This window comes from Pseudarthrobacter sp. NS4 (assembly GCF_024758005.1).
In the GTDB taxonomy this organism is placed as follows: Bacteria; Actinomycetota; Actinomycetes; order Actinomycetales; family Micrococcaceae; genus Arthrobacter.
In genome coordinates, this window is the sequence record NZ_CP103288.1 from 2,808,283 (window position 1) to 2,833,037 (window position 24,755).

The following is a 24,755-nucleotide window of genomic DNA, read 5'->3' on the forward strand; positions in this document are numbered from 1 at the left end:
CAACCAAAGGGGAAATTGATGCCCGCAGTCACGCCCATCCGGTCTGTCCGGGAACGCAACGCCAACGAGCGCCAAACGGCACGGGAGGGGGTCAGGGCAGGTAAACCGGCGGTGGACCGAGGCCGGGCCGGCATCTACAGCCCCGCGAACCCACCAACTCTTCGGCCTGCGGACGAAACGGCTGAAGTGCGGGCCATCACCCGCGGCACAATTCAAGCTTCCATGGAGGTACTGGCCGGGATTCGGCCTATCCACCAGCTGGCACGGCGGCTCGATCCACGGTGCCTGGCGAACCTGCAGCACCGCGCGTCCTTGATCAGGCGGGAACTTACCCGAACGGGAAACCCTGCCCTGGCACGGCTGCACCGGAACTCCATCGTCCGCTCAGTCCGCGTCTGCGAGGTGGCAGAAGGCATCTATGAGGCCAGTGCAGTAGTCGTGGACGATGTCCGTGCACGTGCCGTCGCTGTCCGGCTCGAGCGCAGCAAACTGGTCTGGAGGGTGACTGAACTTGTCATCGGGTGACGAGCAGGAAAAAAGTCAGGGCCGGGAACTGCATCCCGGCCCTGCTCTCTTTCATTGCTGGGTGGCAGCCTAAGCTGTACCCGTCGCCGTCAGCGCCGCTTCTTCTTGGCAGGACGCTTGGCCGCATCCTGGGCTGCCGCCTTTGCCGGGTTTCCCGAACGGCCTGACTGCCGGGTCTCCACCCGGGTCTGGGTTCCGCCACTTTCGCTTGGCGCCGTGTACTGAAGCTGGGCAGGCCTCTCCGGTGCTTCCAGGCCGGCCGCCCGGACCTGGGGCTCCACGTGCTCCGTATGGCCGCCGGCAGCGTCCGCTACCACTACGTCCTGGGCAGGAGTGACTTCCACCTCCAGGTTGAACAGGAATCCCACGCTTTCCTCGCGGATGGCCTCCATCATGCTTTGGAACAGGGTGAAGCCCTCACGCTGGTACTCCACGAGCGGATCACGCTGCGCCATGGCACGCAGCCCAATTCCTTCCTTGAGGTAGTCCATCTCGTAGAGGTGTTCCTGCCACTTGCGTCCTATGACAGACAGCACCACGCGCCGCTCCAGTTCCCGCATGCTCTCTGAACCGATGGCTTCCTCCCGGGCCTGGTAAACCAGTCGGGCGTCAGACAGCAGTTCCTCCTTGAGGAATTCGACAGTCAACCGGGATTTGCCGCCGGCCTCTTCGATGATGTCCTCAGCGGTGACGCTCACGGGGTACAGGGTCTTCAGGTTGGTCCAGAGCTGGTTGAAGTCCCAATCATCGCCGTTACCTTCGGCGGTCGCGTCATCGATCAGAGCGGTAATGGTGTCCTCCACGAAGAACTGCACCTTCTCGTGCAGGTCGTCGCCTTCGAGGATTCGCCGCCTGTCGCTGTAGATGGCCTCGCGCTGGCGGTTCAGGACGTCGTCGTACTTAAGCACGTTCTTGCGCTGCTCGGCGTTCCGGCCTTCCACCTGCCCCTGTGCTGAGGCGATGGCCCGGGACACGAGCTTGGATTCCAGGGCGACATCATCAGGGACCGAGCTGTTCATCAGGCGTTCGGCGGCACCTGAGTTGAAAAGACGCATGAGGTCATCGGTCAGGGAGAGGTAGAAGCGGGACTCACCGGGGTCGCCCTGTCGGCCGGAGCGGCCGCGCAGCTGGTTGTCGATCCGGCGGGATTCGTGCCGTTCGGTGCCGAGGACGTAAAGGCCTCCCAGGTTCAGGACTTCCTCATGCTCGTCCTTGACCGACTGCTTGGCAGCGTCGAGGGCGCCCGGCCAGGCGGACTCGTATTCCTCGGAGTTTTCCTCCGGATCCAGCCCCCGTTTTGCAAGATCTGCGACGGCCGTAAATTCCGCGTTGCCGCCCAGCATAATGTCGGTACCACGGCCGGCCATGTTGGTTGCCACGGTGACGGCGCCCTTCCGGCCAGCCTGTGCAACGATGGCTGCTTCCCGTGCATGGTTCTTGGCGTTCAGCACCTCATGCCGGACGCCCTCCTTGGCAAGGAGGCGCGAGAGGTATTCGCTTTTCTCAACGCTGGTGGTGCCCACGAGGACCGGCTGGCCCTTCTCGTGCCGTTCGGCAATGTCGCGGACAACGGCATCGAACTTAACGGTTTCGTTCTTGAACACCAGGTCCGCCTGGTCAATCCGCTGCATGTCGCGGTTGGTGGGAATGGCCACCACGCCGAGTTTGTACGTGCTCATGAATTCGGCAGCCTCGGTTTCGGCGGTACCGGTCATGCCCGAGAGCTTGTCGTACATGCGGAAGTAGTTCTGCAGCGTCACGGTGGCCAGTGTCTGGTTCTCGGCCTTGATCTCGACGCCTTCTTTGGCCTCGATCGCCTGGTGCATGCCCTCGTTGTAGCGCCGGCCGGCCAGGATGCGGCCGGTGTGTTCGTCGACGATCAGGACTTCGCCATCGAGGATGACGTAGTCCTTGTCCCGTTTGAACAGTTCTTTGGCCTTGATGGCGTTGTTGAGGAACCCGATGAGCGGAGTGTTTGCGGATTCGTACAGGTTCTGGATGCCGAGGTAGTCCTCGACCTTTTCGATGCCGCTCTCCAGGACGCCCACGGTCCGCTTCTTCTCGTCGACTTCGTAGTCATTTCCGGGCTGCAGCCGGAGAACCACCTTGGCGAATTCGCTGTACCAGCGGTTGGTGTCCCCCTGTGCGGGACCGGAAATGATGAGGGGCGTGCGGGCCTCGTCGATAAGGATCGAGTCCACCTCATCCACAATGGCAAAGTTGTGTCCGCGCTGGACGAGCTCGTTCTTGTCCCATGCCATGTTGTCGCGGAGATAGTCGAAACCGAACTCGTTGTTGGTTCCGTACGTGATGTCGGACGCGTATTGCTGGCGCCGGACGGACGGGTCCTGGTTGGACAGGATGCATCCGCTGGTCAGGCCCAGGAAGCGGTAGACGCGTCCCATCAGGTCAGACTGGTATTCGGCGAGGTAGTCGTTCACGGTGACCACGTGGACACCCTTGCCGGTGAGGGCGTTCAGGTAGGCAGGAGCGGTCGCCACCAGGGTCTTGCCTTCACCGGTCTTCATTTCTGCGATGTTGCCCAGGTGCAAGGCCGCGCCGCCCATCAACTGGACGTCGAAGTGCCGCATCCCCAAGGTTCGCGAGGAGGCTTCCCGTACGGCCGCGAAGGCCTCCGGGAGGAGGTCATCCAGCTTTTCGCCGTCCTGGTGGCGTTCGCGAAGCCGGTCAGTTTCCTCGCGGAGCTCAGCGTCGGTGAAGGTCTTAAACGAGTCTTCGAGCGCATTGATGGAGTCGGCATAGTTCCGCAGTTGCCGCAGAGTTTTTTTGTCACCCGTACGGAGTAGTTTTTCGATAAGTGTTGCCACGTGAAGATGCTCCCAGTCTCATGCCGCCGAATTCTGGCGTTTTTAGTCTACGGGAGAGACAACGGGCAGGTACCTGTTTCCCTGAGAGCGGATCCAGTCCTATCCGCGGGCGACGGCCCGTGCGAGGCCCGCCGCAAGGTCACCGACCGGTTGAACCTCCACCTCCTGCAGTCCCAGCCATTCAGCCATGAGGAACAGTTCCGCGGCGAGTTCGACGGCGGTGTCAGGCGGAGCATCCGGCTCACCAAACGCTGACCTCGCCAGCAGCCTCCCGGCCGTGCGGTCAGCCTTCAGGTCCACTCTTGCAACGATCCGGTCGCCGAGGAGGAACGGAAGGACATAGTAGCCGTAGCGCCTTTTGGGCTCCGGCGTGTAAATCTCAATCCTGTAGTGGAAGCCGAACAGTTCCTCAAGCCTGCGTCGTTCGAAAACCAGGGAGTCGAACGGGCTAAGTAAGGCTCGCCCCATGGCCCGCCTCGGCAGGACAGCTTCAGCGTGGCGGTAGACCTCCCTTCCCCAGCCGGCCACGGTCACCGGCTCCAACCTGCCCTGACGCACCAGGTACTCCACGGACTGGGCGGTTGCTTTGACCGGCGTCCGGAAATAGTCGGCAAAGCACCTCACGCTCCCTATACCGTGGGCATGTGCTGCTGCCTCCGTCAGCCGCTGCAGTGCCTCCGCAGGATCGATGCTGCCGGTCCCGGCAGTGACATGCGGCAGCACTCTTTCGGTCAGCGCGTACTTGCGCTCGAACTGGTCGGTCCTGGAAGCAGCCGAGACAAGGCCCTCCTCAAAGAGGTGCTCCAGGACCCGTTTCACCGAGTTCCAGTTCCAGCCCCAGTTCACGCTCTGTCTTTCCTCAACGTGACCGATTTTGGCGGTGATTTCGGAGGCTGTCATCGGGCGGCTTCGTGCGAGCGTCTCCAGTACTTTGTTCGAGACGGCGTTCCGTAGGACGGGATCCATTCGCGCGGCGCCAACCCATGCCCTTTTCTGCCAGAGGACCAGGTCCTGGTAATGCTCGGGCCTGATGTAGCTTGCCTCGTGGGCCCAATACTCCACCATCCTGCGGGGATGGTTGCTGGACATCCGCTGCAGGATGGCCCGGTCGTAGTTGCCCAGTCGGGAGAAGAAGGGAAGGTAGTGGCTGCGCGAGAGGACATTAACTGAATCGATCTGGACCAGCTGGATTTGGGCAAAGGTACGGCCCACCGTCCGTGAAGTTACGGGGCCGGCGGGCCGTCCTTTGTTGAGTCCCTGTGCTGCCAATGCGATCCGCCGTGCCTGGTCCAGGCTCAGCGATGCTGACACATCAGTCCTCTCTGGGGGCGGTTTGCGCCCTAGGCGTTGGCGGCGGCGTCATCCGAGCGGTAGGCAAGGATCTTTTCTTCCACCACGGTGTCTCCGGGCTCGCATTCGTGGTCCAGCGTGATGACGCCGTATGTCCAGCCGCGGCGCCGGTATACAACCGACGGCGTATTGGTGGCCTTGTCCACAAAAAGGTAGAAATCGTGGCCGACGAGCTCCATGTTGTCTACGGCATCGTCGAGGGAGATGGACGCAGCCGGGAAGACTTTGCGACGGATCAAAACGGGAGAATTCCCGGCGGGGATGTCGTTGTCAACATCGTAAGGGGACTTGTCAGCGGGGGCGGCCGCAACTTCATTCCGGTGGCTCGCCTCGAGGTACAGCGGCTCGTGGGTACTGGCCGGTTCGAGCGCTGCGGTCGCCTCACGGACCGCCTTCGGAGTGTGCCGCCCGTGGTGGACCTTCTTGCGGTCCTTGGCGCGGCGGAGACGCTCAAGCAGTTTGTTGTAGGCAAGGTCGAATGCAGCGAACTTGTCGGCAGCGCTGGCTTCGGCACGGATCACAGGCCCACGGCCAAGTACTGTCACCTCAACGGTCAACTGATCGCCGGTCTGCCGGGCATTGGTCTCCTTGGAGACCTTGGCATCGACGCGCTGGACTTTATCTCCAAGCGATTCGATTTTTGAAATCTTCTCCCCGGCATATTCACGGAACCGGTCTGAAACTGTCAGATTTCGTCCGCTGATCATAAACTCCATGGTGCCCTCCAAATGACTTCGGTGACACGACGGCGGCGCTTCCCTGGGCCGAGCTGCCTGACAGTCGAGCCCCTCTCCGAGCCGCCATCGAAAGGTACATTCTGTTCTTGGTACCCACCACCGACGTTAGTTCATAGCCATCCGTTATTCATCTTTTCTTGGTTTATTTTTTTGTAAGTCATGCCTGCTTCCGCTGGTCCACGGGGGAAGCAGCGGCAGCGCCGGCAGCATCCGGCGGGCGTGTCGCCGCCAGGACCACAGCACCCGTGACAATGGCATCCGCGTGGTGCAATGCGCGGGCTGCTTCCGCCAGCGTGGCGCCTGTGGTGAGGACATCATCGATGATGATGCAGCGGTGTCCTGCCACCCTTGCCCGGTCCCGGCACCGGACCGCCATAGAGCCCCGGACCCGCTTTGCGCGGGCGCCCCGGTCGAGGCCCTTTTGTCCGCCCGGCAACCGCAGGCCTGCATTTCCCGTCTTTACCAGTACGTTCGCCACGCCAACCGATGGCAGCTGGCGCGACGCCTCCGCCAGGAGCAGGTGAACGGGGCTGAAACCCCGACTGACATACGCCGCGGAGCTGGTGGGAACAGGGACGAGCAGGGTTGCCTGCCCGTCCCCCACTGCCGCCCGGACGGCACCCGCGAGTGCCCGGCCAAGGCTGTTCTTGAGCTGATGCTGGCCATGCCGCTTGAATGAGAGCAGTGCCTGCGCCAGTTCTTCCCGATAGACGCCGGCTGCTGCTACTGGCAATAAAACCGGTCCACGGATATCCATCAGTGCCGGGGCTCCGCTCTCCGCTCTGAAGGGCTGCCTGGTGAGACGGCGGATGTGGCGCTCACAGGCGTTGCAGAGCGCGCGGTCTTCGGCCCCGCAACACACACAATCCACTGGCACCACCAAGGCCAGGAGGTCGGCAACGGCACGCGTTACTTCCTCGGACAACCTCAGCAGTTTGCTGTGGTGGTCAGAGCGGTGACGGGCAGCCCGGGATGCAGACGGGAAAAGGTCCGGGTCGGAGCAAACTGTCATCCCTTAACGCTCCGGAATGGTGGTCTGGGGCGGAAGACAGCACCGGGCGTATGTGGATATGGTCTGATTTCAATGCCTTGCACCTGCAGGTGCAAGGCATTGATACGAACATCGTGGCGTCAGGCGCGTCGCCGTCTTGGCAACCTGGAAACCGTGCTGGTCCGGGGAACCCTGTGGGTCAGCCGGGGAATGAGGGATCGATCGGCCCCTTGATCTGTGGCGACCATCCGTTGCCCAGCCGTTGGAAAATGCCCTCCGCGGATTGTGCGTAAACCTCCTCTGCGCCGTTTCCGGCGCTGAGCGCCACCAAACCGGGCCATGGAGCCAGCTGCTGCGGCTGCCCGGACGCGAGGGACAGCAGTTCAGGGGTTACGTTGGACGCTGCTGATCCCTTCATTACGGCAACGGTGGTGTCGCTTACCCACGCTCCCTGGTCAGGATTGCTTTCGGTGGCCAAAGTCACGGGCGCGGTCAGCTCCCGCGGCGTGCCGTCACCACCACGGATGATGCCCGCTATCTGTACCCGCGTCTTGCCGTTCTGCTCCGAAATAACGAGCGCGCGGACGCCTTCGCGCGAAATCCGGAATTCCTTCACCGTCCGGCCGGCAAGCCACGCCGGAGTCAGGGTGACCGAAGGGACGGAGGCCCCTTCGGCGACACCTGCCGGGCGGTACGCGACCACCTCGGTGGCGCCGTTCGCTCCGGGGCCCGCAGTCCACACCCAGTCGCTGAGCCCGAAGGACGGCCGGCTCAACGTGCCGCGGGTGGTGAGGGCACGGGCAGGCTGCCCCGGGATGATGCTGTACAGGGTGGTCCGGCTGTCATTGAGGAATGCGGCCGTCTGCGAGACCGGGGATTCTGCCGGGAGCCTCGGGGCCAGGGCGGAGACCGGCTGCATGTCCGGAAGCGGGGAAACCCTGTTGTTCTCGTACCTCACCAACTCGTTGTCGCTGATGGCGATTTGGCGTGACGGTACGCTCTTGTCCTGCACCGGCGGCAGTACTGATCCGTCATCCTCGACCCGCACCAGGTCCTGGTTGGCGCGCAGCTCGACATTGACGACGTCGGGCTGGCTGCGGAAGGTCAGTGTGAGCTGCATCTGCATGCGCAGGCGGTCTGCCGGTGACGTTTCCACCAGTTCCTTCGCCGTCAGGTCCACCTGGGCAGCCCCGGAGACCACCGGGACGGATTCACGGGCCAGCTTGATCCCGGAGGGGAAGGCGCTGGCTACGGCACCGCGCAGGTATGGAGCCGGCCCGGCGAGCAGTGCACTCGTCATGGCTTTCACTGTCTTGTTCCTGATGAACCAGCGGACATCCGGGACGGCGAACGTGAAGGTGGGGTCGTAGAAGTAGATCGGATAGGCCCCATAAATCACCTTGAACGTTTCCTCGGCGATGGCCGTGCCGTCCGGGATGGCGGAAATCCGCCACTCACCGTCCACCTGGGTGACAGTCACCGGAATCTTCTCGATGGTTCCTTCCGGTGACTGGGTGGCGATGCCGTCAGCATCGACGCTATAGGCGACATCCAGCTCGTAATTGAAGACGTTCTCGGTTTCCGTCGACACCACCCGTGCATCACGGTAGACGAGGGCACGCTGGTCGGGTTTCCAGGACACAGATAACGCCTGCGTCAGGTATTGCCGGGCGACGGCGTAGTCGTCCTCATATCCGCTGCCGGCCCGATAGAAGTAGTCGATGATGGTTTCCGGTGATGCCCCCGGTTGCGGGGCTGCCGGAAGGAACACCGGTGCGCTGAGGTTTCCGGCACTGCCTTCGCTGCTCTTCCCCACGGGTCCCGCTGTTGGAATGCGCGCACACCCTGCCAGCAGGACGAGCAGAATGGCCAGCAGGAAGGCAGCGGATTGTGCCCGGCGGTCTCCGCGGCCCGTCATGGGGTCTCCTTCGACATCGGTACCGGTGTCAGCCGTGCGGCACCGGCTTCCAGCACCAGCATGTTCCTGTTGTCTGTTTCCCTGGGGATGTTTCCGGGTTCACCTGGAAACATGACGTCATCCGGTTCGAGCTGCACGGGAGACTTGTCAATGTCCTCCCCCTGGCGCAGCGGCAGTGTGAGCCGGAAGTTGGCGCCGCTGCCTTTCCTGCCCCATGCCTGCAGCCAGCCGTTGTGGAGTTTGGTGTCCTCCATGGCGATGGACAGCCCCAGGCCACTGCCTCCCGTCGTGCGGGCACGGGCAGGATCTGCCCGCCAGAACCTGTCAAAGACGCGCGCGGCTTCCGCGGGCTCCATGCCGATGCCGCGGTCGCGGACGGCCACGCCGACGGCGGTCCCGCTGGCTGCCACAGTGACCGTTACCGGCTTCCCTTCCCCGTGTTCAACAGCATTAAGGATCAGGTTCCGCAGAATCCGGTCAATGCGCCGTGCATCCATCTCCACAACGATGGCGCCGGCAGGAGCACTGAGGACAATCTCTGAACCGTATTCGGCTGCCACGGGCGCTGCCCCTTCAATAACGTGCGCAACGACCTGCAGGATATCCTCAGCCTCCGCGTCCAGTACGGCCACGCCGGCGTCGAAGCGTGAAATTTCGAGCAGGTCCGACAACAGGGACTGGAAGCGTTCCACCTGGTTGTAGAGCAGTTCGGCGGAGCGTTTGTTGATGGGATCGAAGTCGTCACGGGCGTCGTAAAGGACTTCGGCTGCCATCCGGACCGTAGTCAGCGGTGTCCGCAGTTCATGGGACACGTCGGAGACAAAACGCTGCTGCATTTGCGAGAGTGTGGCCAACTGGGTGATCTGCTCCTGCAGGCTTGCGGCCATGTGGTTAAAGGAGGCACCGAGGCGCGCCACTTCGTCTTCACCACGGACCACCATCCGCTCCTGCAGTTGGCCGGCGGCAAGTTTCTCAGACACCATGGCTGCGTGGCTGACCGGGCTGACAACGTTGCGGGTGACGTACCAGGCGACGGCACCGATCAGCAGCACCAGCACGGCGCCGCCTGCCCACAGCACACTCTGGATCTCGTCCAGGGTCTGCTGTGCGGTGTTGAGGTCGTAAATCAGATAGAGCTCGTAAACCGTACCGTTGAACGTCACTTTGTTGCCTACCGCGATACCGGGCCGGTCCTCGGTACCCACCGGAATGACGGTGGACGCCCAGTACTGGTCCTTTCCGGACTCCTGCACGGCTTTCCGCAATTCCGGGGGAATAACGCTGACTGTCAACTGGTCGGAAGCACGGGATTCGACCCACCGGTTCCTCGGTTTAGTCTGCTCAGGCATGGCCTCGAAGACGTACCGGCGCTGGATCACCGAGCCCCGCCCCTCCACCGCGTTGAGCGTGTCGTAGACCAGCGTGATGACGCTGGACTGGTCCGTGACCTGGGCGCCGTCGAACGTGTCCTGGACCTGCTTGACGTGGTACCGCGTCTCCGACTCGGCCTGGGTGAGGCGCTCCTGGAAGAGGTTGTTGGCGATCTGGTTCGAAAGGTAGGCACCGACGACGGCGAAAGAGGTAACGGCAAGCAGCAGTGTGGTGAGCACCGTGCGGAACTGCAGGGACCGGCGCCACCGACGATGCAGGGCCCGCCCGAGGTAGCGCAGGGCCGGAACGAAACGGCGGAACCCCATCCGGACCAGCCGGGCCACGCGCAGGCTGACGATGAGCGCACGGCGGCGCCAGATCCGGGCACGGAACATGATGCGCTGCAAGCCTGGGGTGAGCGCATCGGGATGTTCGCGGGCGGGGCGCGGGCCAGTCTCCCCGTGACGCCCGGGAGAGCCTCCGGCAGCGGGGGTCGCGGGCGGGGGAACGCCCGAATCGCGTCCCCTGTCGGATGCCGCGGGGTCAGGCCCCTGCTTTGTAGCCGACACCACGCACCGTCAATACGACTTCCGGGGCCTCCGGGTCCTGCTCGATCTTGGACCTCAGGCGCTGGACATGGACGTTGACCAGGCGTGTGTCCGCAGCGTGGCGGTAACCCCAGACCTGTTCGAGCAGGAGTTCGCGGGTGAAAACCTGCCATGGTTTGCGCGCGAGGGCCACAAGAAGGTCAAACTCGAGCGGCGTCAGGGAGATCCGCTCGTTTCCCCGGCTTACGGTGTGGCCGGCGACGTCGATGGTGATGTCGGCGATCCGCAGGGTTTCAGGTGCTTTCTGGTCCCCGGGGCGGAGGCGGGCGCGGACCCGTGCCACGAGTTCGGCCGGTTTGAAGGGCTTGGGCACATAGTCGTCGGCGCCGGACTCCAGCCCGCGGACGACGTCCGAGGTGTCCGATTTGGCGGTGAGCATAACGATGGGCACGTCCGACTCGGAACGTATCTGCCGGCAGACCTCGATGCCGTCCACACCGGGAAGCATGAGGTCCAGCAGTACAAGGTCCGGCCTGGATGACCGGAATACGTCAAGCGCCTGGGCGCCGTCGGCGCAGAAGACCGGCTCGAAGCCGTCATTGCGAAGTACAATTCCAATCATTTCGGCCAGCGCTTCATCATCATCAACCACCAGAATGCGTGCCTTCATAGTTATATATTCCCTTATCAGACATGCTTTGTCCTGTTCAGCGGCGTACGGCATGGCGGAACGCTAGGACCGCCGACGCCGGAACTATAGGCTGGGGTCATGCCGGGCCTTCCCGGCGCCCTCCGCGGGCTGCGGTCCGGGCGGCGGGCAGCAGACGGACTGTTACGGGGGGAAGGAACATGGTGTCATCACAGGATTCGGGCCCGGAGGGGCCCCAGCGCCGGGACGGGCACACTGACGGGCCCGGCCCGGACGGCCAAGGTTCCGAAGCCGGCTCCCCCGCCACCCCGCCTCAACCACCGGCCAATCCTGAGCCAGGGAGCGAAGGACCGCCCTGGGAACCTCCAGCCGGACAGCAACCACAGCAGCCAGGACACAACTACTGGGAATCACCCATGGGAGGGCAGCAGCAACAACCGGGACAGCAGCAATCCGGGCAGCAGCCTTGGGGACCGCCGTCCTGGCAGCAGCAGGCTCCCGGACCGGGGCCAGCCTGGGGCCCACCCTCCGGCCCATACCCTCGAGGCGCGTACCCGGAAGCCCCATACCCGGGCAGCGCTTCTCCCGGAACCTCGCATCCCGGAGCACAGTACGGCAGCCCCTACGGCCAGCCGCGTTACGTGGCTCCGCCCAAGCCAGGCATCGTTCCGCTCCGCCCCTTGATGTTCGGGGAGATTCTGGATGGCTCCTTCCAGGCCATCCGGCGGAACCCGAAGGCCATTCTGGGCGCAGCCTTGCTGGCCCAGTCGTTCGCCGCCATCCTTGCCGCAGTAATAACCGCGGTTACGGCAACCTCGATGGGCTCCGTAGAGGCCTGGGCCGAGAGTGCCACCCCCGCTGACCTCACCTCGCTGGGGGCGGGTTTCTTTGCCGCCATCCTGGTGGTTGGCGTCCTGACCCTGTTTATCTCGGCCGTTCTCCAGGGAGCCATGGTGGTTCCGGTGGCACGGTCAATACTCAACCGGCGGACGGGTTTCCGTCAGATGTGGGCGCTGGCGCGTGCAAGGGCAGGCGCCCTGATCCGCCTGGCGCTGCTGCTGATGGCAGCCGTCCTGGTGTCGGTCGGAATCCTCGCCGCGGTGGCCGTGGCACTCGTATCCAGCATGGAAGGAACGGGAGCCCTCCTGCTCATTCCGCTGGTTCTTGCCTTCATCGCGTTGTTCATCGGGGTCACCATCAAGCTGATCGTGGCTCCTGCCGCGGTTGTAATAGAGGAACTGGGAGCCCTGGCCGGATTGCGCCGGTCCTGGCAGCTGACCCGCGCAAACTGGTGGCGGGTCCTGGGAATCACTCTGGTGGTGAGCATCATGGTGGGTGTCATCAGCCAGGTGGTGATGATCCCGGTGAGTTTGCTGACCACTTTCCTCACCGCTTCGCCACACCGCACGCCGGCAGCGAGCAGACAGCCACTGTGGCGGTGGCAGTCGGGGTCATTACGGCAATTATGAGCGCATTGATCGGAGCCCTTGGCTACGCATTCCAGACGTCCGTCATGGCCTTGATCTACATGGACCTCCGGATGCGGAAGGACGGCCTGGACATCACCCTGCTGCGGCTGCTGGAATCCGGCGCAGATCCCCATGGTGTCCCGGGACGCGGCGCCACCGTGGGGGTACCGGGGCCGGATGGCTACGGGTGGCCCACCTCTGGAGCATGGCCGGATGTCCACTGAACCACCGGTCCTGCCAGGTGCGGATGAAGCCCGGCGGTGGGCAGCGGAGGAACTTGCCAAACCCGAGTACCGCGAGGCTGCGCCTTCCTGGCTTGAAACCGGGTGGGAGAACTTTCTGGACTGGTTCTCTTCCCTTGACGGATCCACGGAGTCCGCAGCACCCTTGCCCAGTCCCGTCATAGGCATCGTGATAGCCCTGATCATTGCCGCTGCCGTGATCCTCGCCAGGCCGCGCCTGAATGCAAGTTCGCGGAAAACCAGGGAGGTTTTCGAGCCGGACACCATCCTGACGGCCGCAGACTACCGGCAGCGCGCCGAAGCGTCGGCCGCGGCAGGGAAGTGGGGGGACGCCGTCGTCGACCGCTTCCGGGCCCTGGCCCGCTCCGCCGAGGACCGCACCATCCTGGACCCGCAACCCGGCCGCACGGCGGACGAAGTGGCACACGACCTGACCGCACCGTTCCCCGGGGAAGCCCGGCGGCTGGACCATGCAGCCAGGACCTTCGATGCCGTCCGCTACGGAAACATGGCGCCAACCAGCTCCGACTATCACGACATTGTTGCCCTGGATGCTGCCCTCGAAGCAGGCAAGCCCGAAAGGGACCTGGCTTTGCGACCCCCGGCGGTCCTGCCATGACGGGTGTCCTTCCCGCCGGCACCAAAGACGCCGGCGGGAAAAAGGACGATGCCGGACTGGACGCGACCCCTGCGGCCGGCAGAAATCCCATTGGATGGCTGCGCAGGCACCGCTCCCTCGCCATTCTCGGCGCCGTTATAGCCATCGCGCTGGGCCTGGCTGTGTGGGGGCAGCTCGCTCCCAAGGGTGACGCCGTTCCCCTGTCGATCAGCAACGCAGGACCGGAAGGGGCCAGGGCGGTCAGCGAAATCCTTGGCCGGCACGGAGTTGAGGTGCACAATGCCGGAACCTTCGAAGAAGCCATGAGCGCGCTGGACGAAGGCTCCTCCCCCACTCTTTTGTTATACGACCGGAACGGCATCCTCGACGAACCCCGGCTCCTTGACCTGGCGGCAGCTGCCGGGAGGGTAGTGATGGTGACCCCCAGATTGGAGACGCTGTCCGCCCTGGACAGTGACATCCGGCAAGCCGGTGTGGTGCCCGACGCCTCCCCCGTGCTCTCTGCCGGCTGTTCCCTTCCTGACGCGCAGGCCGCCGGGGAGGTCTCGGGCGAGTCCGGTTTCGTGTACGACGGCGGGGTGTCCTGTTACCGCCCTTCCGGTTCGGCCGCCGGGCTGCTTGCCGTCACCCAAGACGGGCGGCTGGCTGTCCTGGGCAGCACCGCCATTGTGAGCAACGAGCGGCTGGACGAGCTGGGACACGCGGCCCTGGCACTGCGTACCCTCGGCAATTCACCGGACCTGGTCTGGTACCTGCCGTCACTCGAGGACCTGGAAACAACCGGATCACGGCAAACCCTCGACGAACTGGCTCCGGACTGGGTTGGGTACCTGGGTCCCTGGCTCATTGTTGTGGCCCTGGCGGCGATCGCCTGGCGCGGCCGGCGCCTCGGTCCCCTGGTGTTTGAACCGCTGCCCGTAGTAGTCAAGGCAGTGGAAACGGCAGAGGGACGCGCCCGCATGTACCACGACTTCCACGCCATTGACCAGGCACGCGACAACCTTCGGGCCGGAACTTTGGTGCGGCTTGCGGGAAAACTCCGCCTGGGACCAGGGGCAACTGCTGACAGCATCATCGATGCGGCAGCCCGGTTGTTAGGCAGGCCCGCGGCCGAAGTCCGGGATCTCGTCAACCACCAACCCGGCACCGAAGCCCGGCTGGTGGCCTGGGCGCAGGAACTTAACAACCTAGAGAAAGAGGTCAGTAGCCGATGAGCGAACAAGGCGGTGGCCAGCGGGTCCTTGACCCGATGGGGCAAGATTCGGCCCGGCAGGCCCTTTCGGATGTGCGGCATGAAGTGTCAAAGGCGGTGGTGGGGCAGGATGCCACCGTCACCGGCATGTTGATTGCCCTGCTGTCCCAGGGGCATGTACTGCTGGAGGGTGTGCCCGGCGTCGCAAAAACCCTGCTGGTGCGGGCCCTGTCCGCGGCGCTGAACCTGGATACGAAGCGCGTCCAGTTCACACCCGATCTGATGCCGGGCGATGTCACCGGTTCCCTGGTCTACGACTCGCATACCTCCGAATTCACCTTCCGGGAAGGGCCGGTCTTCACCAACCTCCTCCTGGCCGACGAAATCAACCGGACACCACCCAAGACGCAGGCGTCGCTGCTTGAGGCAATGGAGGAACGGCAGGTCTCAGTGGACGGAGTGTCCCGCCCCCTGCCGTCTCCGTTCCTGGTGGCAGCTACCCAGAACCCGGTGGAGTATGAAGGAACCTATCCCCTGCCGGAAGCCCAGCTGGACCGGTTCCTCCTCAAGCTCACCATGCCATTGCCGGAGCGCCGCGATGAGTTCGAGGTCATCCGGCGCCACGCTGCCGGCTTTGACCCGCGTGACCTGGCAGCAGCGGGTGTCCGGCCCGTGGCTGATGCCGGCGACCTGGAGCGGGCACGGCACGCGGTAACCGGTGTGGCCGTCGAACCGGAAATTATTGGCTACATAGTGGACCTGGTGCGGGCCACCCGCGCAGCGCCGTCGTTCCTGCTCGGTGTTTCGCCCCGCGGCGCCACGGCCCTATTGAACACGTCCCGGTCCTGGGCCTGGCTTTCCGGCAGGAGTTTCGTCACCCCTGACGATGTCAAGGCACTGGCCTTGCCCTGCCTGCGGCACAGGGTTGCGCTGCAGCCGGAAGCCCAGATGGACGGGGTCCGCGTGGATGATGTGCTGGGCAGTATCCTGGCGTCCGTTCCCGTTCCACGCTGATGGCCATCTCCGGGCGTTTCGTGCTGTTGGTGCTGCTGGGCCTGGTGCCGGTCCTGCTGCTGCCCGGATGGGGAACCGTGCTTGGCGTTCTTGCCATCCTGGCGGCATTGGCAGCAACTGACCTGCTCCTGGCTGGTTCACCGCGGGCAGTCCAGGTCCTGCGTTCCGAACCCGGAAACGTCACCCTGAACAGGACGGTTGATGCGATACTCACGATCCGGAATGACGGGAACCGGCGCCTGCGCGGCACTCTCCGCGACGGTTGGCAGCCCTCCGCCGGAGCACGCAACCCGGTGCAGGACATTGATGTCCCCGCGTTCGAAAGCAGGCGGATCACCGTCCGGCTCCGACCGGTCCGCCGCGGCGACCTCAAGGCCCGGCACGTCACTCTGCGCTCCTTTGGGCCCTTGCTGCTCGCGGCACGGCAGCGGACCATCGATTGTCCCGGCACCCTGAGGGTCCTGCCTCCGTTCCACTCCCGGCGCCACCTGCCGTCCAAGCTGCGCAAACTGCGGGAGCTCGACGGGAAAGCCGCCGTCCAGATCCGCGGGGCGGGAACTGAGTTCGATTCCCTGCGCGACTACGTCCGTGGCGACGACGTCCGTTCCATCGACTGGCGGGCCACCGCCCGCCGTTCCTCCGTCGTCGTGCGTACCTGGCGCCCCGAACGCGACCGGCGCGTGGTGATGGTCCTTGACACGTCCCGGACGTCGGCAGCAAGGATCGACGACGAGACCCGCCTCGATACCGGCATGGAAGCCGCGCTCCTGCTCGGCGTCCTGGCCGAGCGGGGCGGTGACCGGGTGGACTTCCTGGCCTTTGACCGGAGGACGCGTGCCAGGGCGGGATCAGCCGTGCAGGGCAACCTGCTGGGACAACTGGTCCAAGCGATGGCGCCGCTCGAGCCGGAGCTTATCGAGATGGACTGGCCGGCCATTCCGGCTCAGGTCCGTGCCGTTACCGCGCACCGCTCCCTGGTGGTGCTGCTGACCTCGCTGGACGGCGGGGCGCCGGAGGAAGGGCTTCTTCCCGCCGCGGCGCGGCTGGCCAAGGACCATGTTGTGGTGGTGGCGGCTGTCCGCGACCCTCAGCTGGGCGTCATGCTGAGGGTGCGCGGTGATGCAGCTGACGTCTTTCGTGCCGCCGCCGCCGAACGTGCACTCCTGCAGCGCGATGCGGTGGGCGCAGAACTCCGCCGGTACGGCGTGGAAGTGGTGGACGCGGAACCGCACCACCTGCCTCCCCGGCTTGCAGACATGTACATCCGGCTCAAGGCGGCCGGTAAATTGTGAGGCAACGGTGTTTTGCGAGCAGGAGGAACTTTCATGAACGTACCGATCTACCAACAGGTACTCGGGGCGGACTTTGCCAGGCTGCAGCCTGAACTGCAGGATTATTTCTCCCTTGTGCCGGGCTCCGGCCGGTACGGTGTGGGGGAAGGAACGTTCGACGTCGTGGGCTGCCGGCAGGATTGGCTGCGTCCTTTCCTGCGTCTCACCAGTGGAGAGGAAGCCTTCTTTCCGGAGTACGGTGAGAACATCCCGTTCCGGATCGAAAACCACGCCCACCAGGATCCGTTCGGCCGCTCCAGCCTGACAGCCCGGCGCGAGATCCGGTTTCCCGGCCGGACCCGCATTTTCCAGGACACCACCAGCGTCAGCAGCCGGAAGGGAAGCACGCAACTGGTGGACTACGTGGGCCGCTACCGCCGGATGGTAACTGACCTGAATCTCAGTGTTACCGCGGAGGGAAGGCTGCGCGGAGTATCAGAAGCTTCCCGGCTCTTCCTTGGTCCGCTCCGTGTGCCACTTCCGGCGCCCGTGGATGCCAAGGCCTACGCCGAGCAATGGTGGGATCCGGCAGAAGGCCCAAACGGCCGGCACCACATCCAGGTGAAAGTCATCCAGCCGCAGATCGGCCTGGTCCTGGTGTATGCCGGCAGCTTCGACTACAGGCTGCGCGCCTACACAGGGGGCAGCTCCGCCCAAAGCTTCCTGCCCCGGTACGCCCAGCCGGACCGCTGGGAAAACCGCGTTTAGGCGCTTCGGCTCCCCCGGCTAGCCCAGGGCGAGCTGGTTCAGGCCGTCCGCCACCTGGGTCAACCTCCCCAGGACGGCGGTGGCCTGCGCCGGGCTGTGCTCTGCCAGTCCTGCCGAGGGTGTGACCCGGATGGTGCCCAGGGACGACGCCGGCAGGCCAAGCTGCCGCCAGGGGCGCCACACGGACTCGACGCAGTCCGCCACTTTGGGCAGCGGACTTCCGGCAACGTCCAACGCCCCGGCCCAGAGCCGTTTACCCGATTCAACCGCTCCCGCCAACTGCTCCCACTGGCGGGAAGTGAGGGCTTTGAGTGGCACGGCCAAGCCATCGGCTCCGGCTGCCAGTATCTGGTCGAAGGGGGCCTCGACTTCGGGAACGGACACCACCACTTCGCTGGCACCCGCGGCACGAAGTGCGTCCATCACCAGGCGCCACGATTCCCGTGCTTCTGAACCGGCGACGGCACGCAGGGTGCGGTAGCCGCTGGAAGTGTGGATGGTGCCGGCGAGGACGGCAGCAATATCCGGTTCATCCAGCTGGACCACAAGCCGGGCGCCGGGCACGGCAGCCGAGACCCGGGCGAGGTAGCTGCCGACTCCCGCAGCAAGCGAGGCCGCCAGGTCCCGGCGCGCGCCGTAGTCGATCAAGGCACGCTCGCCGTTATGCAGGTGCAGGCCGGCCGCCAGGGTGAGCGGTCCAACCAGCTGGACCTTGATCTCCCGGGCGGATGCGTCTTCGGTGCCTGCAACGTCGGCCAGTACATTGATGTCTGTGGCGAGTGCTGAGGCCGCACGGCGGAAGTCCTTGCCCGGCCGGTCGACAAGCCGCCACCCGTAGGGTTGGACGTCGACGGCCAGTTCCTCAAGGAGGGACGCGGTCCGGCCCAGTGCGTCGGAACCGACGCCGCGGGCAGGCAGCTCCGCCAGGAACGGCAGGTGCGGGCTGCCGAGCTCGCCACGGATGATCCGGGCCGCTTCAAGAGGGTCCTCCCCTGGCCATGGTCCCAGTCCGGTTGCCGTCACTTCCGCCGGCGGCGCCAGGTGGGGCGCCGCATCGGCGGGGGCGGGTTCGTGCCGTTCGCGCACGGTCATGCGAGTGCTGATGCCTGCGGGTGCTGGCCGGACCCTGCCTGGTGGTCCTCAGCGATCGCTTCGTGATGGCGGATGACTTCCCCGATGATGAAGTTCAGGAATTTTTCTGCGAAGGCAGGATCGAGGTGCGCATCTTCGGCGAGCCTGCGGAGTCTGGCAATCTGCGCCGTTTCGCGTCCGGGATCTCCCGCGGGCAGGCGGTGGGCGGCCTTGAGGAAGCCCACTTTCTGGGTGGCTTTGAAGCGCTCGGCCAGGAGGTACACCAGGGTCGCGTCGATGTTGTCGATGCTGGAGCGGATGGACAGCAGTTCAGCCATCACCGAGTTGTCCACCTGGCCGGCCAACGAACTGGCGGAGGGATCGTAATCGTCGGAGTCAGGAGAGGGAAGGTTGTGCTGCGTCATAATCCCAGTCTATGGGCAGCCGGCGCAATGAACCGGGTGTTAAGCGCCGGTGCCGGGTCGATCGGCACCGGCGCTTATGGGCAAGGTATCCGGCCCTTAAATGCCCAGCAGCGCCCGGTGTTGTTGCCGGCGCCTGGCCTGTTCGTCCGGGTCCGGCACGGGCAGGGACGCAATCAGGCGCCGGGTGTACTCATGCTGCGGGTTGCCCATGACCTGGTTCCCGATCCCCTGTTCCACCAGCTTGCCCTTGTACAGCACGCCCACCCAGGAGGAGAGGATGTCCACCACCGCCAGGTCATGGCTGATGAAGAGGCAGGCGAACCCGAATTCCTGCTGGATGTCCTTGAACAGTTCCAGGACCTTCGCCTGCACCGAAACGTCCAGGGCCGACGTCGGTTCATCCGCTATCAGCAGCCGCGGGTTCAGGCTCAAGGCCCGTGCGAGGGAGGCCCGCTGCCGCTGCCCGCCGGACAGTTCGTGCGGGTACCGGCCCGCATACGACACCGGCAACTGCACTGATTCCAGCAACTCACCTACGCGCTTTCGCGCCTGGGCGGGGCTGGGCCGGGTGTGTATGACCATGGGCTCGGCGATGCATTCCCCGATGGTCAGTTGCGGGTTGAACGATGCAGCCGGGTCCTGGAACACGAAGCCGATGTCCTTCCGCAGCGGCTTGAAGGTACGCTCGCGAAGGTTCAGCATTTCGTAGCCCAAAACCTTGAGGCTGCCGCCGGTGGTCCGGTTGAGCCCGGCAATGGCCCGTCCGATGGTGGTTTTCCCGGACCCCGATTCCCCTACCAGCCCAAAGACCTCACCCCGGGACAGGGTGAAACTGACCCCGTCCACCGCTTTGAAAGCCGGAGTGCCCAACCTGCCGGGGTATTCGATGGTGAGGTTGTTGGCGGCCACCATGACCTCCTCATCCTGGTGGGGACGCACTGCCAGGCCCTGCGATGCCGAATGACGCCCCAGGTGCGGCACCGCGGCGAGCAGTTTTCTGGTGTATTCCTGCCGGGGTTCAGTGAAGAGCTTTTGCGCCGGAGCCTCCTCCACGATGTCTCCCTGGTACATCACCACAACGCGGTCCGCGAGGTCCGCCACCACGCCCATGTTGTGGGTGATCAGGACAATGGACGTGCCGTACTTGTCACGCAGGTCCCGGAGGAGTTCCAGGATTTCCGCCTGGACGGTCACATCCAGCGCGGTGGTTGGCTCATCGGCAACAATCAGGCCCGGGTTCAGCGCCAGCGCCGCGGCGATGACCACCCGTTGCTTCTGCCCTCCCGAGAACTGGTGGGGATAGTGGTTGACGCGGTGTTCAGGATCCGGGATGCCCACCTTGCGCAGGGCCTCTATTGCCCGGGCTTTGGCTTCTTTTGCCGAAACACGCTTTTCACCGTTGTTGCCCGTGTGGGCCCGGATGCCTTCAGCGATCTGCCAGCCCACGGTGAAGACCGGGTTGAGCGCCGTGGACGGTTCCTGGAAGACCATGGCAACGTCACGGCCGCGGATCTGGCGCAGTCGGGCAGCGCTGACGCTGATCACGTCAGCCCCGTTGATCAGCACGGTACCCGAACTGGTGGCAGTCTCCGGAAGCAGCCCCAGGATGGTTTTGGCCGTCACGGTCTTGCCGGAGCCCGACTCCCCCACGATCGCCAGGACCTCTCCGGCTTTGACGGCCAGGCTGACATCCTTGACGGCCTGGACGTCCCCGCCGTCCGTGGCGAAGGTGACTTTGAGATGTTCGATGTCCAGTACGGGCCTGCCCGCCTGCTCCGGGCTGTCCGGGATGCCACCAAGATCGACGCTCATGATCCTCTCACTTCCACTTCAGTAGCGGCCTGCGCCGCGGCAGGTGAATCCGGGGTGCCTTTGGCTGCTGCCTTGCGGCCGCGGAGGCGCGGATCGTTCAGGTCGTTGATGCTTTCGCCCACCAATGTCAGGCCCACCACGGTGAGCACGATGGCCAGGCCGGGGAACAGGCCGGTCCACCAGATTCCGGAGGTGGTATCGGCGAGCGCCTTGTTCAGGTCAAAGCCCCATTCGGCAGCTGAGCTGGGCTCGATGCCGAAGCCAAGGAAGCCCAGGCCCGCCAGGGTCAGGATTGCCTCGGAAGCGTTGAGGGTGAAGATCAGGGGCAGGGTCCGCGTGGCGTTGCGGTAGATGTGGCGGCTCATGATCCTGATGTTGGACGCGCCCACCACCTTGGCGGACTCAACGAACGGTTCAGCCTTCAACCTCACCGTCTCGGCCCTGATGACCCGGAAATACTGTGGAATGAATACCAGCGTGATGGCCGTGCCGGCCGCGAAGATGCCGCCGATGAGGCTGGACTGGCCACCGCTGATCACGATGGCCATAACAATTGCCACCAGCAGTGACGGAAACGCATAGACGGCGTCGGCGATCACTACCAGGATCCGGTCCAGCCAGCCGCCGAGGTATCCGCTCACCAGGCCCAGGACCACGCCAACCACAATCGACATGGTTACGGCCACGACAATCACCAGGATGGCTGTCTGCGCGCCCCAGATTACGCGGGACAGGACGTCGTATCCGCTTACTGTTGTGCCGAGCAGGTGCTTCCCGCCCGGGGCCTGCTGGGTGGGAAAGTTGCCATCGCCGTCGGACAGCTGGGCAAAGCCGTACGGGGCGAGCAGTGGTGCGAACAGTGCAGTCAGCATAAAGGCGCCGGTCAGGACCAGCCCGGCCACCAGCATGCCGCGCTGGAGTCCCACGCTCTTGTTGAAGTGGGAGATCACCGGAAGCCTCCGGTACAGCGGGGCCCTGGAATTTGCGACCGGAACGGGCACGTCGGGGATGCTCATGGTCAGTACCTCACGCGGGGGTCAATCAGCGCGGCGATGATGTCCACGATGAAATTGGTCATGGCCACAATGATCGCCAGCAGCACCACGATGCCCTGGACGGCGACAAAGTCGCGCGCGGTGAGGTAATTGGCCAGCTGGAATCCCAGCCCTTTCCATTCGAAGGTCTTCTCGGTGAGCACGGCGCCGCCGAGCATCACTGCGATCTGCAGGCCCATCACGGTAATGATCGGGATCAGGGCTGGTTTGTAGGCGTGCTTGGTGACCAGGCGGTATTCGCTGACTCCCCTGGACCGGCCGGCTTCCACATAATCCCGGCCGAGAGTACCAATGACGTTGGTCCGGACGAGGCGGAGGAAAATCCCGGCCGTCAGCAGTCCGAGGGCAACTGCCGGCAGCACGGAGTGCGCAACCACGTCAGCCAGCGCGGCCATATTGCCGCTTCGCAGGGCGTCCAGCCAGTAGATGCCTGTTGGGGCCTGGAGCGACGTCAGCGCGAGCTCGCTTGAAGTCTTTGCCCTGCCCGCCACCGGCAGCCAGCCCAGCCAGACCGAGAAAGTCAGCTTCAGCAGCATTCCCGCAAAGAACACGGGCGTGGCGTAGCAGAGGATCGCGAACACCCGCAGCACGGCGTCCGGTGCCTTGTCCCTGCGGTGGGCGGCGACCATGCCAAGGGGAATCCCCACCACCAGGGCGACGAGCAGTGCGTTGATGCTCAGTTCCAGGGTGGCGGAACCGTATGTGGTCAGCATTTCGACGACGGCACGGTTGTCCGTGAGGGTCCGGCCGAAGTTGCCGGTAGCCAGCTGCCCGAGGTATTCGAAGTACTGGACCAGAATGGGCCGGTCGTAGCCGGCAGCCTGGATCCGCTCCTGGAGCTGGTCAGCTGGCAGCCGACCGCCCATCGCAGCCGTAATGGGGTCTCCCGTGATCCTCATCAGGAAAAAGACCATGGTCACGAGGATAAAAATTGTGGGGAAAATCAGCAGGAACCGGACCAGGATGTATTGTCCCAGTCCGCCGCCGGCGGATTTCCTGGTGGCAGGGAGTATTCCGTCCGCGTCGCTGGGCGGCGCGTCAATCAAAGTCGTCATGCGTACCTCAAAGTTCTCGTGGCACAGGCTCCTGCCCGCACCAGTAACCAGCACATGGGGCGGGACGCCCCTGCGGGCGCCCCGCCCCGTGTGCGGTTTATCGTCGGATGGCAGGACCTACTTGGACATCACGCCAAGTCGGGTCTTGAACGACGGGTCAAGGGTCTTTTCAACGCCCTGTACATCCGTTCCGGCAACCATCACCTGGGCGCCCTGCAGCAGCGGCAGCGTGGAGAGGTCCTTGGCAACGGCCTCCTGGGCCTGGCCCAGCAGCTCGCTCCGTTCCGCCTTGTCTGTGGTGACCAGCTGCTTTTTGACGATGTCGGTCACGGCCGGGTTCTCGTAGTGGTTCCCGAGGAAGTTTCCCGGAATGAAGAACGGCGTGAGGTAGTTGTCCGCGTCGGAGTAATCCGGGAACCAGCCGAGCTGGTAGACGGGGTAGGCGTCGGCCCGGCGTTCCTTGGTGTAAGTGGTCCATTCCGTGGACTTGAGGTCAACGGTGAAAAGACCAGACTTTTCGAGCTGTTCCTTCACCAGGGCGTATTCGTCCGCGGCGGACGTGCCGTACCTGTCGGTGTACTGCAGCTTCAGGTCGACGACGGAGGTCACGCCGGCATCGGCGAGGACCTTCTTGGCCTTGTCCAGGCTGGGCTTGCCGCTGCCGTCACCGTAAAGGCTCTTCAGCGGCTCGGTTGCGCCTTCGAATTCCTTTGGAACGTATGAGTAGACAGGGGTGTAGGTGTTCTTGAAGACCTGGGACGCAATGACGTCCCGGTCCACCAGGTGCGCAATAGCCTGCCGGACGGCCAGCGCCTTGGAGGGGTCGGCGTCGGGCGTCTTGGTGCCGAAGGGCATGGTGTCGAAGTTGAACACCATGTAGCGCAGTTCCCCGCCGGGGCCCTTGTGGACCTTTACATTGCTGTCGGACTCAAGGTCAGCCACGTCAGTTGCCGTCAGGATCCTGCCGGCAACGTCAATGTTGCCTTGCTGGACGTCGAGTTTAAGGTTGTTCGGGTCGGCGTAGTGCTTGAGCGTTGCACCGTCGTTCGCCGCCTTGCCCAGCAGGCCCTGGTAGTCGGGGTTGGGCTTGAAGCTGACCAGTTCGTTCTTCTTGTAACTGTCAATGGTGTACTGCCCCGCGAAGGGTTTCGCCGCAACGATGGCGTCGTCGTCCAGGACCTTGTCCGCAGGGAAGACTTCCTCGTCCACGATGGGGCCGGGGTTGGACGCCAGGACCCCGGGGAAGACCTGGTCGTTGCCGGCCACGAGCGTGAAGACCACGGTGTTGGGGTCCGTGGCCTCGATCTTTTCCATGTTGGACAGCAGGGAGGCAGGGCCGTTGGGATCGTCGATGTTCTTGACCCTGTTGAAGGAGAAGACGACGTCGGAGGAGTCGAGCGTGTTGCCGTTGGCAAACTTCAGGTCCGGCTTCAGCTTTACCGTGTATTCCGTGGGGCTGGTGAAGGAAGCCGATTCTGCGATATCCGGGGTGGCGTCGGCCGTCCCCGGCGCGTAATTGAGCAGGAAGGGATAGATCTGGTTCATCACCATAAAGGACCCGCCGTCGTAGGAGCCGGCGGGGTCGAGCGTGACCACCTTGTCAGTCGTACCGTAGGTGATGGCGCCACCTGCTCCCTCGGTTGCCGTTCCGCCGCCGCCTGAGGGGCCCGTGCAGGCAGTCAGTGCAAGGGCGGAGATGCCTGCCAGCGCGATGGCGCCGTGCAGTGCTTTGTTGCTCTTCGTCATCTGTGAACTTTCTGTTCGATGAGTACGGGCCCCGCCGACCACAAGGGTGCTCCTGCTCAAGCGGGGAACGCAGTGCTGATGGCTAGATTCAATCAGAGA

Annotated in this window: 21 protein-coding genes; 8 read left to right on the forward strand and 13 right to left on the reverse strand. The window is 64.3% G+C overall.

Annotated features, from left to right (window positions below; translation table 11 throughout):
* The first annotated feature begins 18 nt into the window (after window positions 1-18).
* Window positions 19-525, forward strand: a complete 507-nt coding sequence (locus NXY83_RS13215; RefSeq protein WP_258802667.1) for an Rv3235 family protein — start codon at window positions 19-21, stop codon at window positions 523-525.
* A gap of 89 nt (window positions 526-614) precedes the next feature.
* On the opposite strand, the gene secA is transcribed toward NXY83_RS13215, so the two are convergent.
* The 7 genes from secA to mtrA form a co-directional block, all read right to left on the reverse strand.
* Window positions 615-3,353, reverse strand: coding sequence for a preprotein translocase subunit SecA (gene secA, locus NXY83_RS13220; protein WP_258802668.1), 2,739 nt, complete (start codon window positions 3,351-3,353; stop codon window positions 615-617).
* A gap of 99 nt (window positions 3,354-3,452) precedes the next feature.
* Window positions 3,453-4,664, reverse strand: coding sequence for a winged helix-turn-helix domain-containing protein (locus NXY83_RS13225; RefSeq protein ID WP_258802669.1), 1,212 nt, complete (start codon window positions 4,662-4,664; stop codon window positions 3,453-3,455).
* A gap of 29 nt (window positions 4,665-4,693) precedes the next feature.
* The gene (gene hpf / locus NXY83_RS13230) at window positions 4,694-5,419 is read right to left on the reverse strand and encodes a ribosome hibernation-promoting factor, HPF/YfiA family (RefSeq protein ID WP_258802670.1); all 726 of its coding nucleotides are present in this window, start codon (window positions 5,417-5,419) and stop codon (window positions 4,694-4,696) included.
* A gap of 178 nt (window positions 5,420-5,597) precedes the next feature.
* On the reverse strand, window positions 5,598-6,452 hold the full coding sequence (locus NXY83_RS13235) for a ComF family protein (RefSeq protein WP_258802671.1): 855 nt from the start codon (window positions 6,450-6,452) through the stop codon (window positions 5,598-5,600).
* 178 nt (window positions 6,453-6,630) lie between these two features.
* Window positions 6,631-8,349: an LpqB family beta-propeller domain-containing protein gene (locus NXY83_RS13240; protein ID WP_258802672.1), complete on the reverse strand. Its 1,719-nt coding sequence runs from the start codon at window positions 8,347-8,349 to the stop codon at window positions 6,631-6,633.
* Entirely contained in the window at window positions 8,346-10,115 is a 1,770-nt protein-coding gene (gene mtrB / locus NXY83_RS13245) for an MtrAB system histidine kinase MtrB (protein WP_258802673.1), read from the reverse strand. Before mtrB ends, NXY83_RS13240 begins: the two co-directional genes overlap by 4 nt.
* A gap of 148 nt (window positions 10,116-10,263) precedes the next feature.
* The gene (gene mtrA / locus NXY83_RS13250; protein ID WP_258802674.1) at window positions 10,264-10,938 is read right to left on the reverse strand and encodes an MtrAB system response regulator MtrA; all 675 of its coding nucleotides are present in this window, start codon (window positions 10,936-10,938) and stop codon (window positions 10,264-10,266) included.
* 620 nt (window positions 10,939-11,558) lie between these two features.
* Here mtrA and NXY83_RS13255 point away from each other — a divergent pair.
* The 7 genes from NXY83_RS13255 to NXY83_RS13285 are packed head-to-tail and all read left to right on the forward strand — an operon-like array spanning window position 11,559 to window position 17,492.
* The gene (locus tag NXY83_RS13255) at window positions 11,559-12,386 is read left to right on the forward strand and encodes a hypothetical protein (protein ID WP_258802675.1); all 828 of its coding nucleotides are present in this window, start codon (window positions 11,559-11,561) and stop codon (window positions 12,384-12,386) included.
* Complete coding sequence (locus NXY83_RS13260) at window positions 12,383-12,610, forward strand: hypothetical protein (RefSeq protein ID WP_258802676.1); 228 nt, start codon at window positions 12,383-12,385, stop codon at window positions 12,608-12,610. Before NXY83_RS13255 ends, NXY83_RS13260 begins: the two co-directional genes overlap by 4 nt.
* Window positions 12,600-13,247, forward strand: coding sequence for a DUF4129 domain-containing protein (locus NXY83_RS13265; protein WP_258802677.1), 648 nt, complete (start codon window positions 12,600-12,602; stop codon window positions 13,245-13,247). Before NXY83_RS13260 ends, NXY83_RS13265 begins: the two co-directional genes overlap by 11 nt.
* Window positions 13,244-14,461 carry a DUF4350 domain-containing protein gene (locus tag NXY83_RS13270; protein WP_258802678.1) on the forward strand — a complete coding sequence of 406 codons (1,218 nt, stop codon included), beginning with the start codon at window positions 13,244-13,246 and terminating at the stop codon, window positions 14,459-14,461. Before NXY83_RS13265 ends, NXY83_RS13270 begins: the two co-directional genes overlap by 4 nt.
* Complete coding sequence (locus tag NXY83_RS13275; RefSeq protein ID WP_258802679.1) at window positions 14,458-15,453, forward strand: AAA family ATPase; 996 nt, start codon at window positions 14,458-14,460, stop codon at window positions 15,451-15,453. Before NXY83_RS13270 ends, NXY83_RS13275 begins: the two co-directional genes overlap by 4 nt.
* Complete coding sequence (locus NXY83_RS13280; RefSeq protein WP_258802680.1) at window positions 15,453-16,745, forward strand: DUF58 domain-containing protein; 1,293 nt, start codon at window positions 15,453-15,455, stop codon at window positions 16,743-16,745. Before NXY83_RS13275 ends, NXY83_RS13280 begins: the two co-directional genes overlap by 1 nt.
* A 33-nt stretch (window positions 16,746-16,778) precedes the next feature.
* The gene (locus NXY83_RS13285; RefSeq protein ID WP_258802681.1) at window positions 16,779-17,492 is read left to right on the forward strand and encodes a DUF4166 domain-containing protein; all 714 of its coding nucleotides are present in this window, start codon (window positions 16,779-16,781) and stop codon (window positions 17,490-17,492) included.
* 18 nt (window positions 17,493-17,510) lie between these two features.
* On the opposite strand, the gene NXY83_RS13290 is transcribed toward NXY83_RS13285, so the two are convergent.
* The 6 genes from NXY83_RS13290 to NXY83_RS13315 form a co-directional block, all read right to left on the reverse strand.
* A complete protein-coding gene (locus NXY83_RS13290; protein ID WP_258802682.1) occupies window positions 17,511-18,584 on the reverse strand; it encodes a hypothetical protein in 1,074 nt (357 codons plus the stop codon).
* Window positions 18,581-18,988, reverse strand: coding sequence for a chorismate mutase (locus NXY83_RS13295; protein WP_258802683.1), 408 nt, complete (start codon window positions 18,986-18,988; stop codon window positions 18,581-18,583). Before NXY83_RS13295 ends, NXY83_RS13290 begins: the two co-directional genes overlap by 4 nt.
* A 96-nt stretch (window positions 18,989-19,084) precedes the next feature.
* Window positions 19,085-20,800 (reverse strand): ABC transporter ATP-binding protein, encoded by a 1,716-nt coding sequence (locus NXY83_RS13300; protein ID WP_258802684.1) that lies wholly within the window; start codon window positions 20,798-20,800, stop codon window positions 19,085-19,087.
* Window positions 20,797-21,816, reverse strand: a complete 1,020-nt coding sequence (locus tag NXY83_RS13305) for an ABC transporter permease (protein ID WP_258802685.1) — start codon at window positions 21,814-21,816, stop codon at window positions 20,797-20,799. The genes NXY83_RS13300 and NXY83_RS13305 overlap by 4 nt, the downstream gene beginning before the upstream one ends.
* Window positions 21,817-21,818: 2 nt before the next feature.
* Window positions 21,819-22,910: an ABC transporter permease gene (locus tag NXY83_RS13310; protein ID WP_258802686.1), complete on the reverse strand. Its 1,092-nt coding sequence runs from the start codon at window positions 22,908-22,910 to the stop codon at window positions 21,819-21,821.
* 117 nt (window positions 22,911-23,027) lie between these two features.
* Window positions 23,028-24,656 carry an ABC transporter substrate-binding protein gene (locus tag NXY83_RS13315; RefSeq protein ID WP_258802687.1) on the reverse strand — a complete coding sequence of 543 codons (1,629 nt, stop codon included), beginning with the start codon at window positions 24,654-24,656 and terminating at the stop codon, window positions 23,028-23,030.
* Window positions 24,657-24,755: the final 99 nt, after the last annotated feature.

Excerpts from the sequence above, each read along its gene's own strand:
- NXY83_RS13215 (WP_258802667.1), top strand. The coding sequence starts at position 19 with ATGCCCGCAGTCACGCCCATCCGGTCTGTCCGGGAACGCAACGCCAAC.
- hpf (WP_258802670.1), bottom strand. The coding sequence starts at position 5,419 with ATGGAGTTTATGATCAGCGGACGAAATCTGACAGTTTCAGACCGGTTC.
- NXY83_RS13235 (WP_258802671.1), bottom strand. The coding sequence starts at position 6,452 with ATGACAGTTTGCTCCGACCCGGACCTTTTCCCGTCTGCATCCCGGGCT.
- NXY83_RS13240 (WP_258802672.1), bottom strand. The coding sequence starts at position 8,349 with ATGACGGGCCGCGGAGACCGCCGGGCACAATCCGCTGCCTTCCTGCTG.
- mtrB (WP_258802673.1), bottom strand. The coding sequence starts at position 10,115 with ATGTTCCGTGCCCGGATCTGGCGCCGCCGTGCGCTCATCGTCAGCCTG.
- mtrA (WP_258802674.1), bottom strand. The coding sequence starts at position 10,938 with ATGAAGGCACGCATTCTGGTGGTTGATGATGATGAAGCGCTGGCCGAA.
- NXY83_RS13260 (WP_258802676.1), top strand. The coding sequence starts at position 12,383 with ATGAGCGCATTGATCGGAGCCCTTGGCTACGCATTCCAGACGTCCGTC.
- NXY83_RS13265 (WP_258802677.1), top strand. The coding sequence starts at position 12,600 with ATGTCCACTGAACCACCGGTCCTGCCAGGTGCGGATGAAGCCCGGCGG.
- NXY83_RS13270 (WP_258802678.1), top strand. The coding sequence starts at position 13,244 with ATGACGGGTGTCCTTCCCGCCGGCACCAAAGACGCCGGCGGGAAAAAG.
- NXY83_RS13275 (WP_258802679.1), top strand. The coding sequence starts at position 14,458 with ATGAGCGAACAAGGCGGTGGCCAGCGGGTCCTTGACCCGATGGGGCAA.
- NXY83_RS13280 (WP_258802680.1), top strand. The coding sequence starts at position 15,453 with ATGGCCATCTCCGGGCGTTTCGTGCTGTTGGTGCTGCTGGGCCTGGTG.
- NXY83_RS13285 (WP_258802681.1), top strand. The coding sequence starts at position 16,779 with ATGAACGTACCGATCTACCAACAGGTACTCGGGGCGGACTTTGCCAGG.
- NXY83_RS13290 (WP_258802682.1), bottom strand. The coding sequence starts at position 18,584 with ATGACCGTGCGCGAACGGCACGAACCCGCCCCCGCCGATGCGGCGCCC.
- NXY83_RS13295 (WP_258802683.1), bottom strand. The coding sequence starts at position 18,988 with ATGACGCAGCACAACCTTCCCTCTCCTGACTCCGACGATTACGATCCC.
- NXY83_RS13300 (WP_258802684.1), bottom strand. The coding sequence starts at position 20,800 with ATGAGCGTCGATCTTGGTGGCATCCCGGACAGCCCGGAGCAGGCGGGC.
- NXY83_RS13305 (WP_258802685.1), bottom strand. The coding sequence starts at position 21,816 with ATGAGCATCCCCGACGTGCCCGTTCCGGTCGCAAATTCCAGGGCCCCG.
- NXY83_RS13310 (WP_258802686.1), bottom strand. The coding sequence starts at position 22,910 with ATGACGACTTTGATTGACGCGCCGCCCAGCGACGCGGACGGAATACTC.
- NXY83_RS13315 (WP_258802687.1), bottom strand. The coding sequence starts at position 24,656 with ATGACGAAGAGCAACAAAGCACTGCACGGCGCCATCGCGCTGGCAGGC.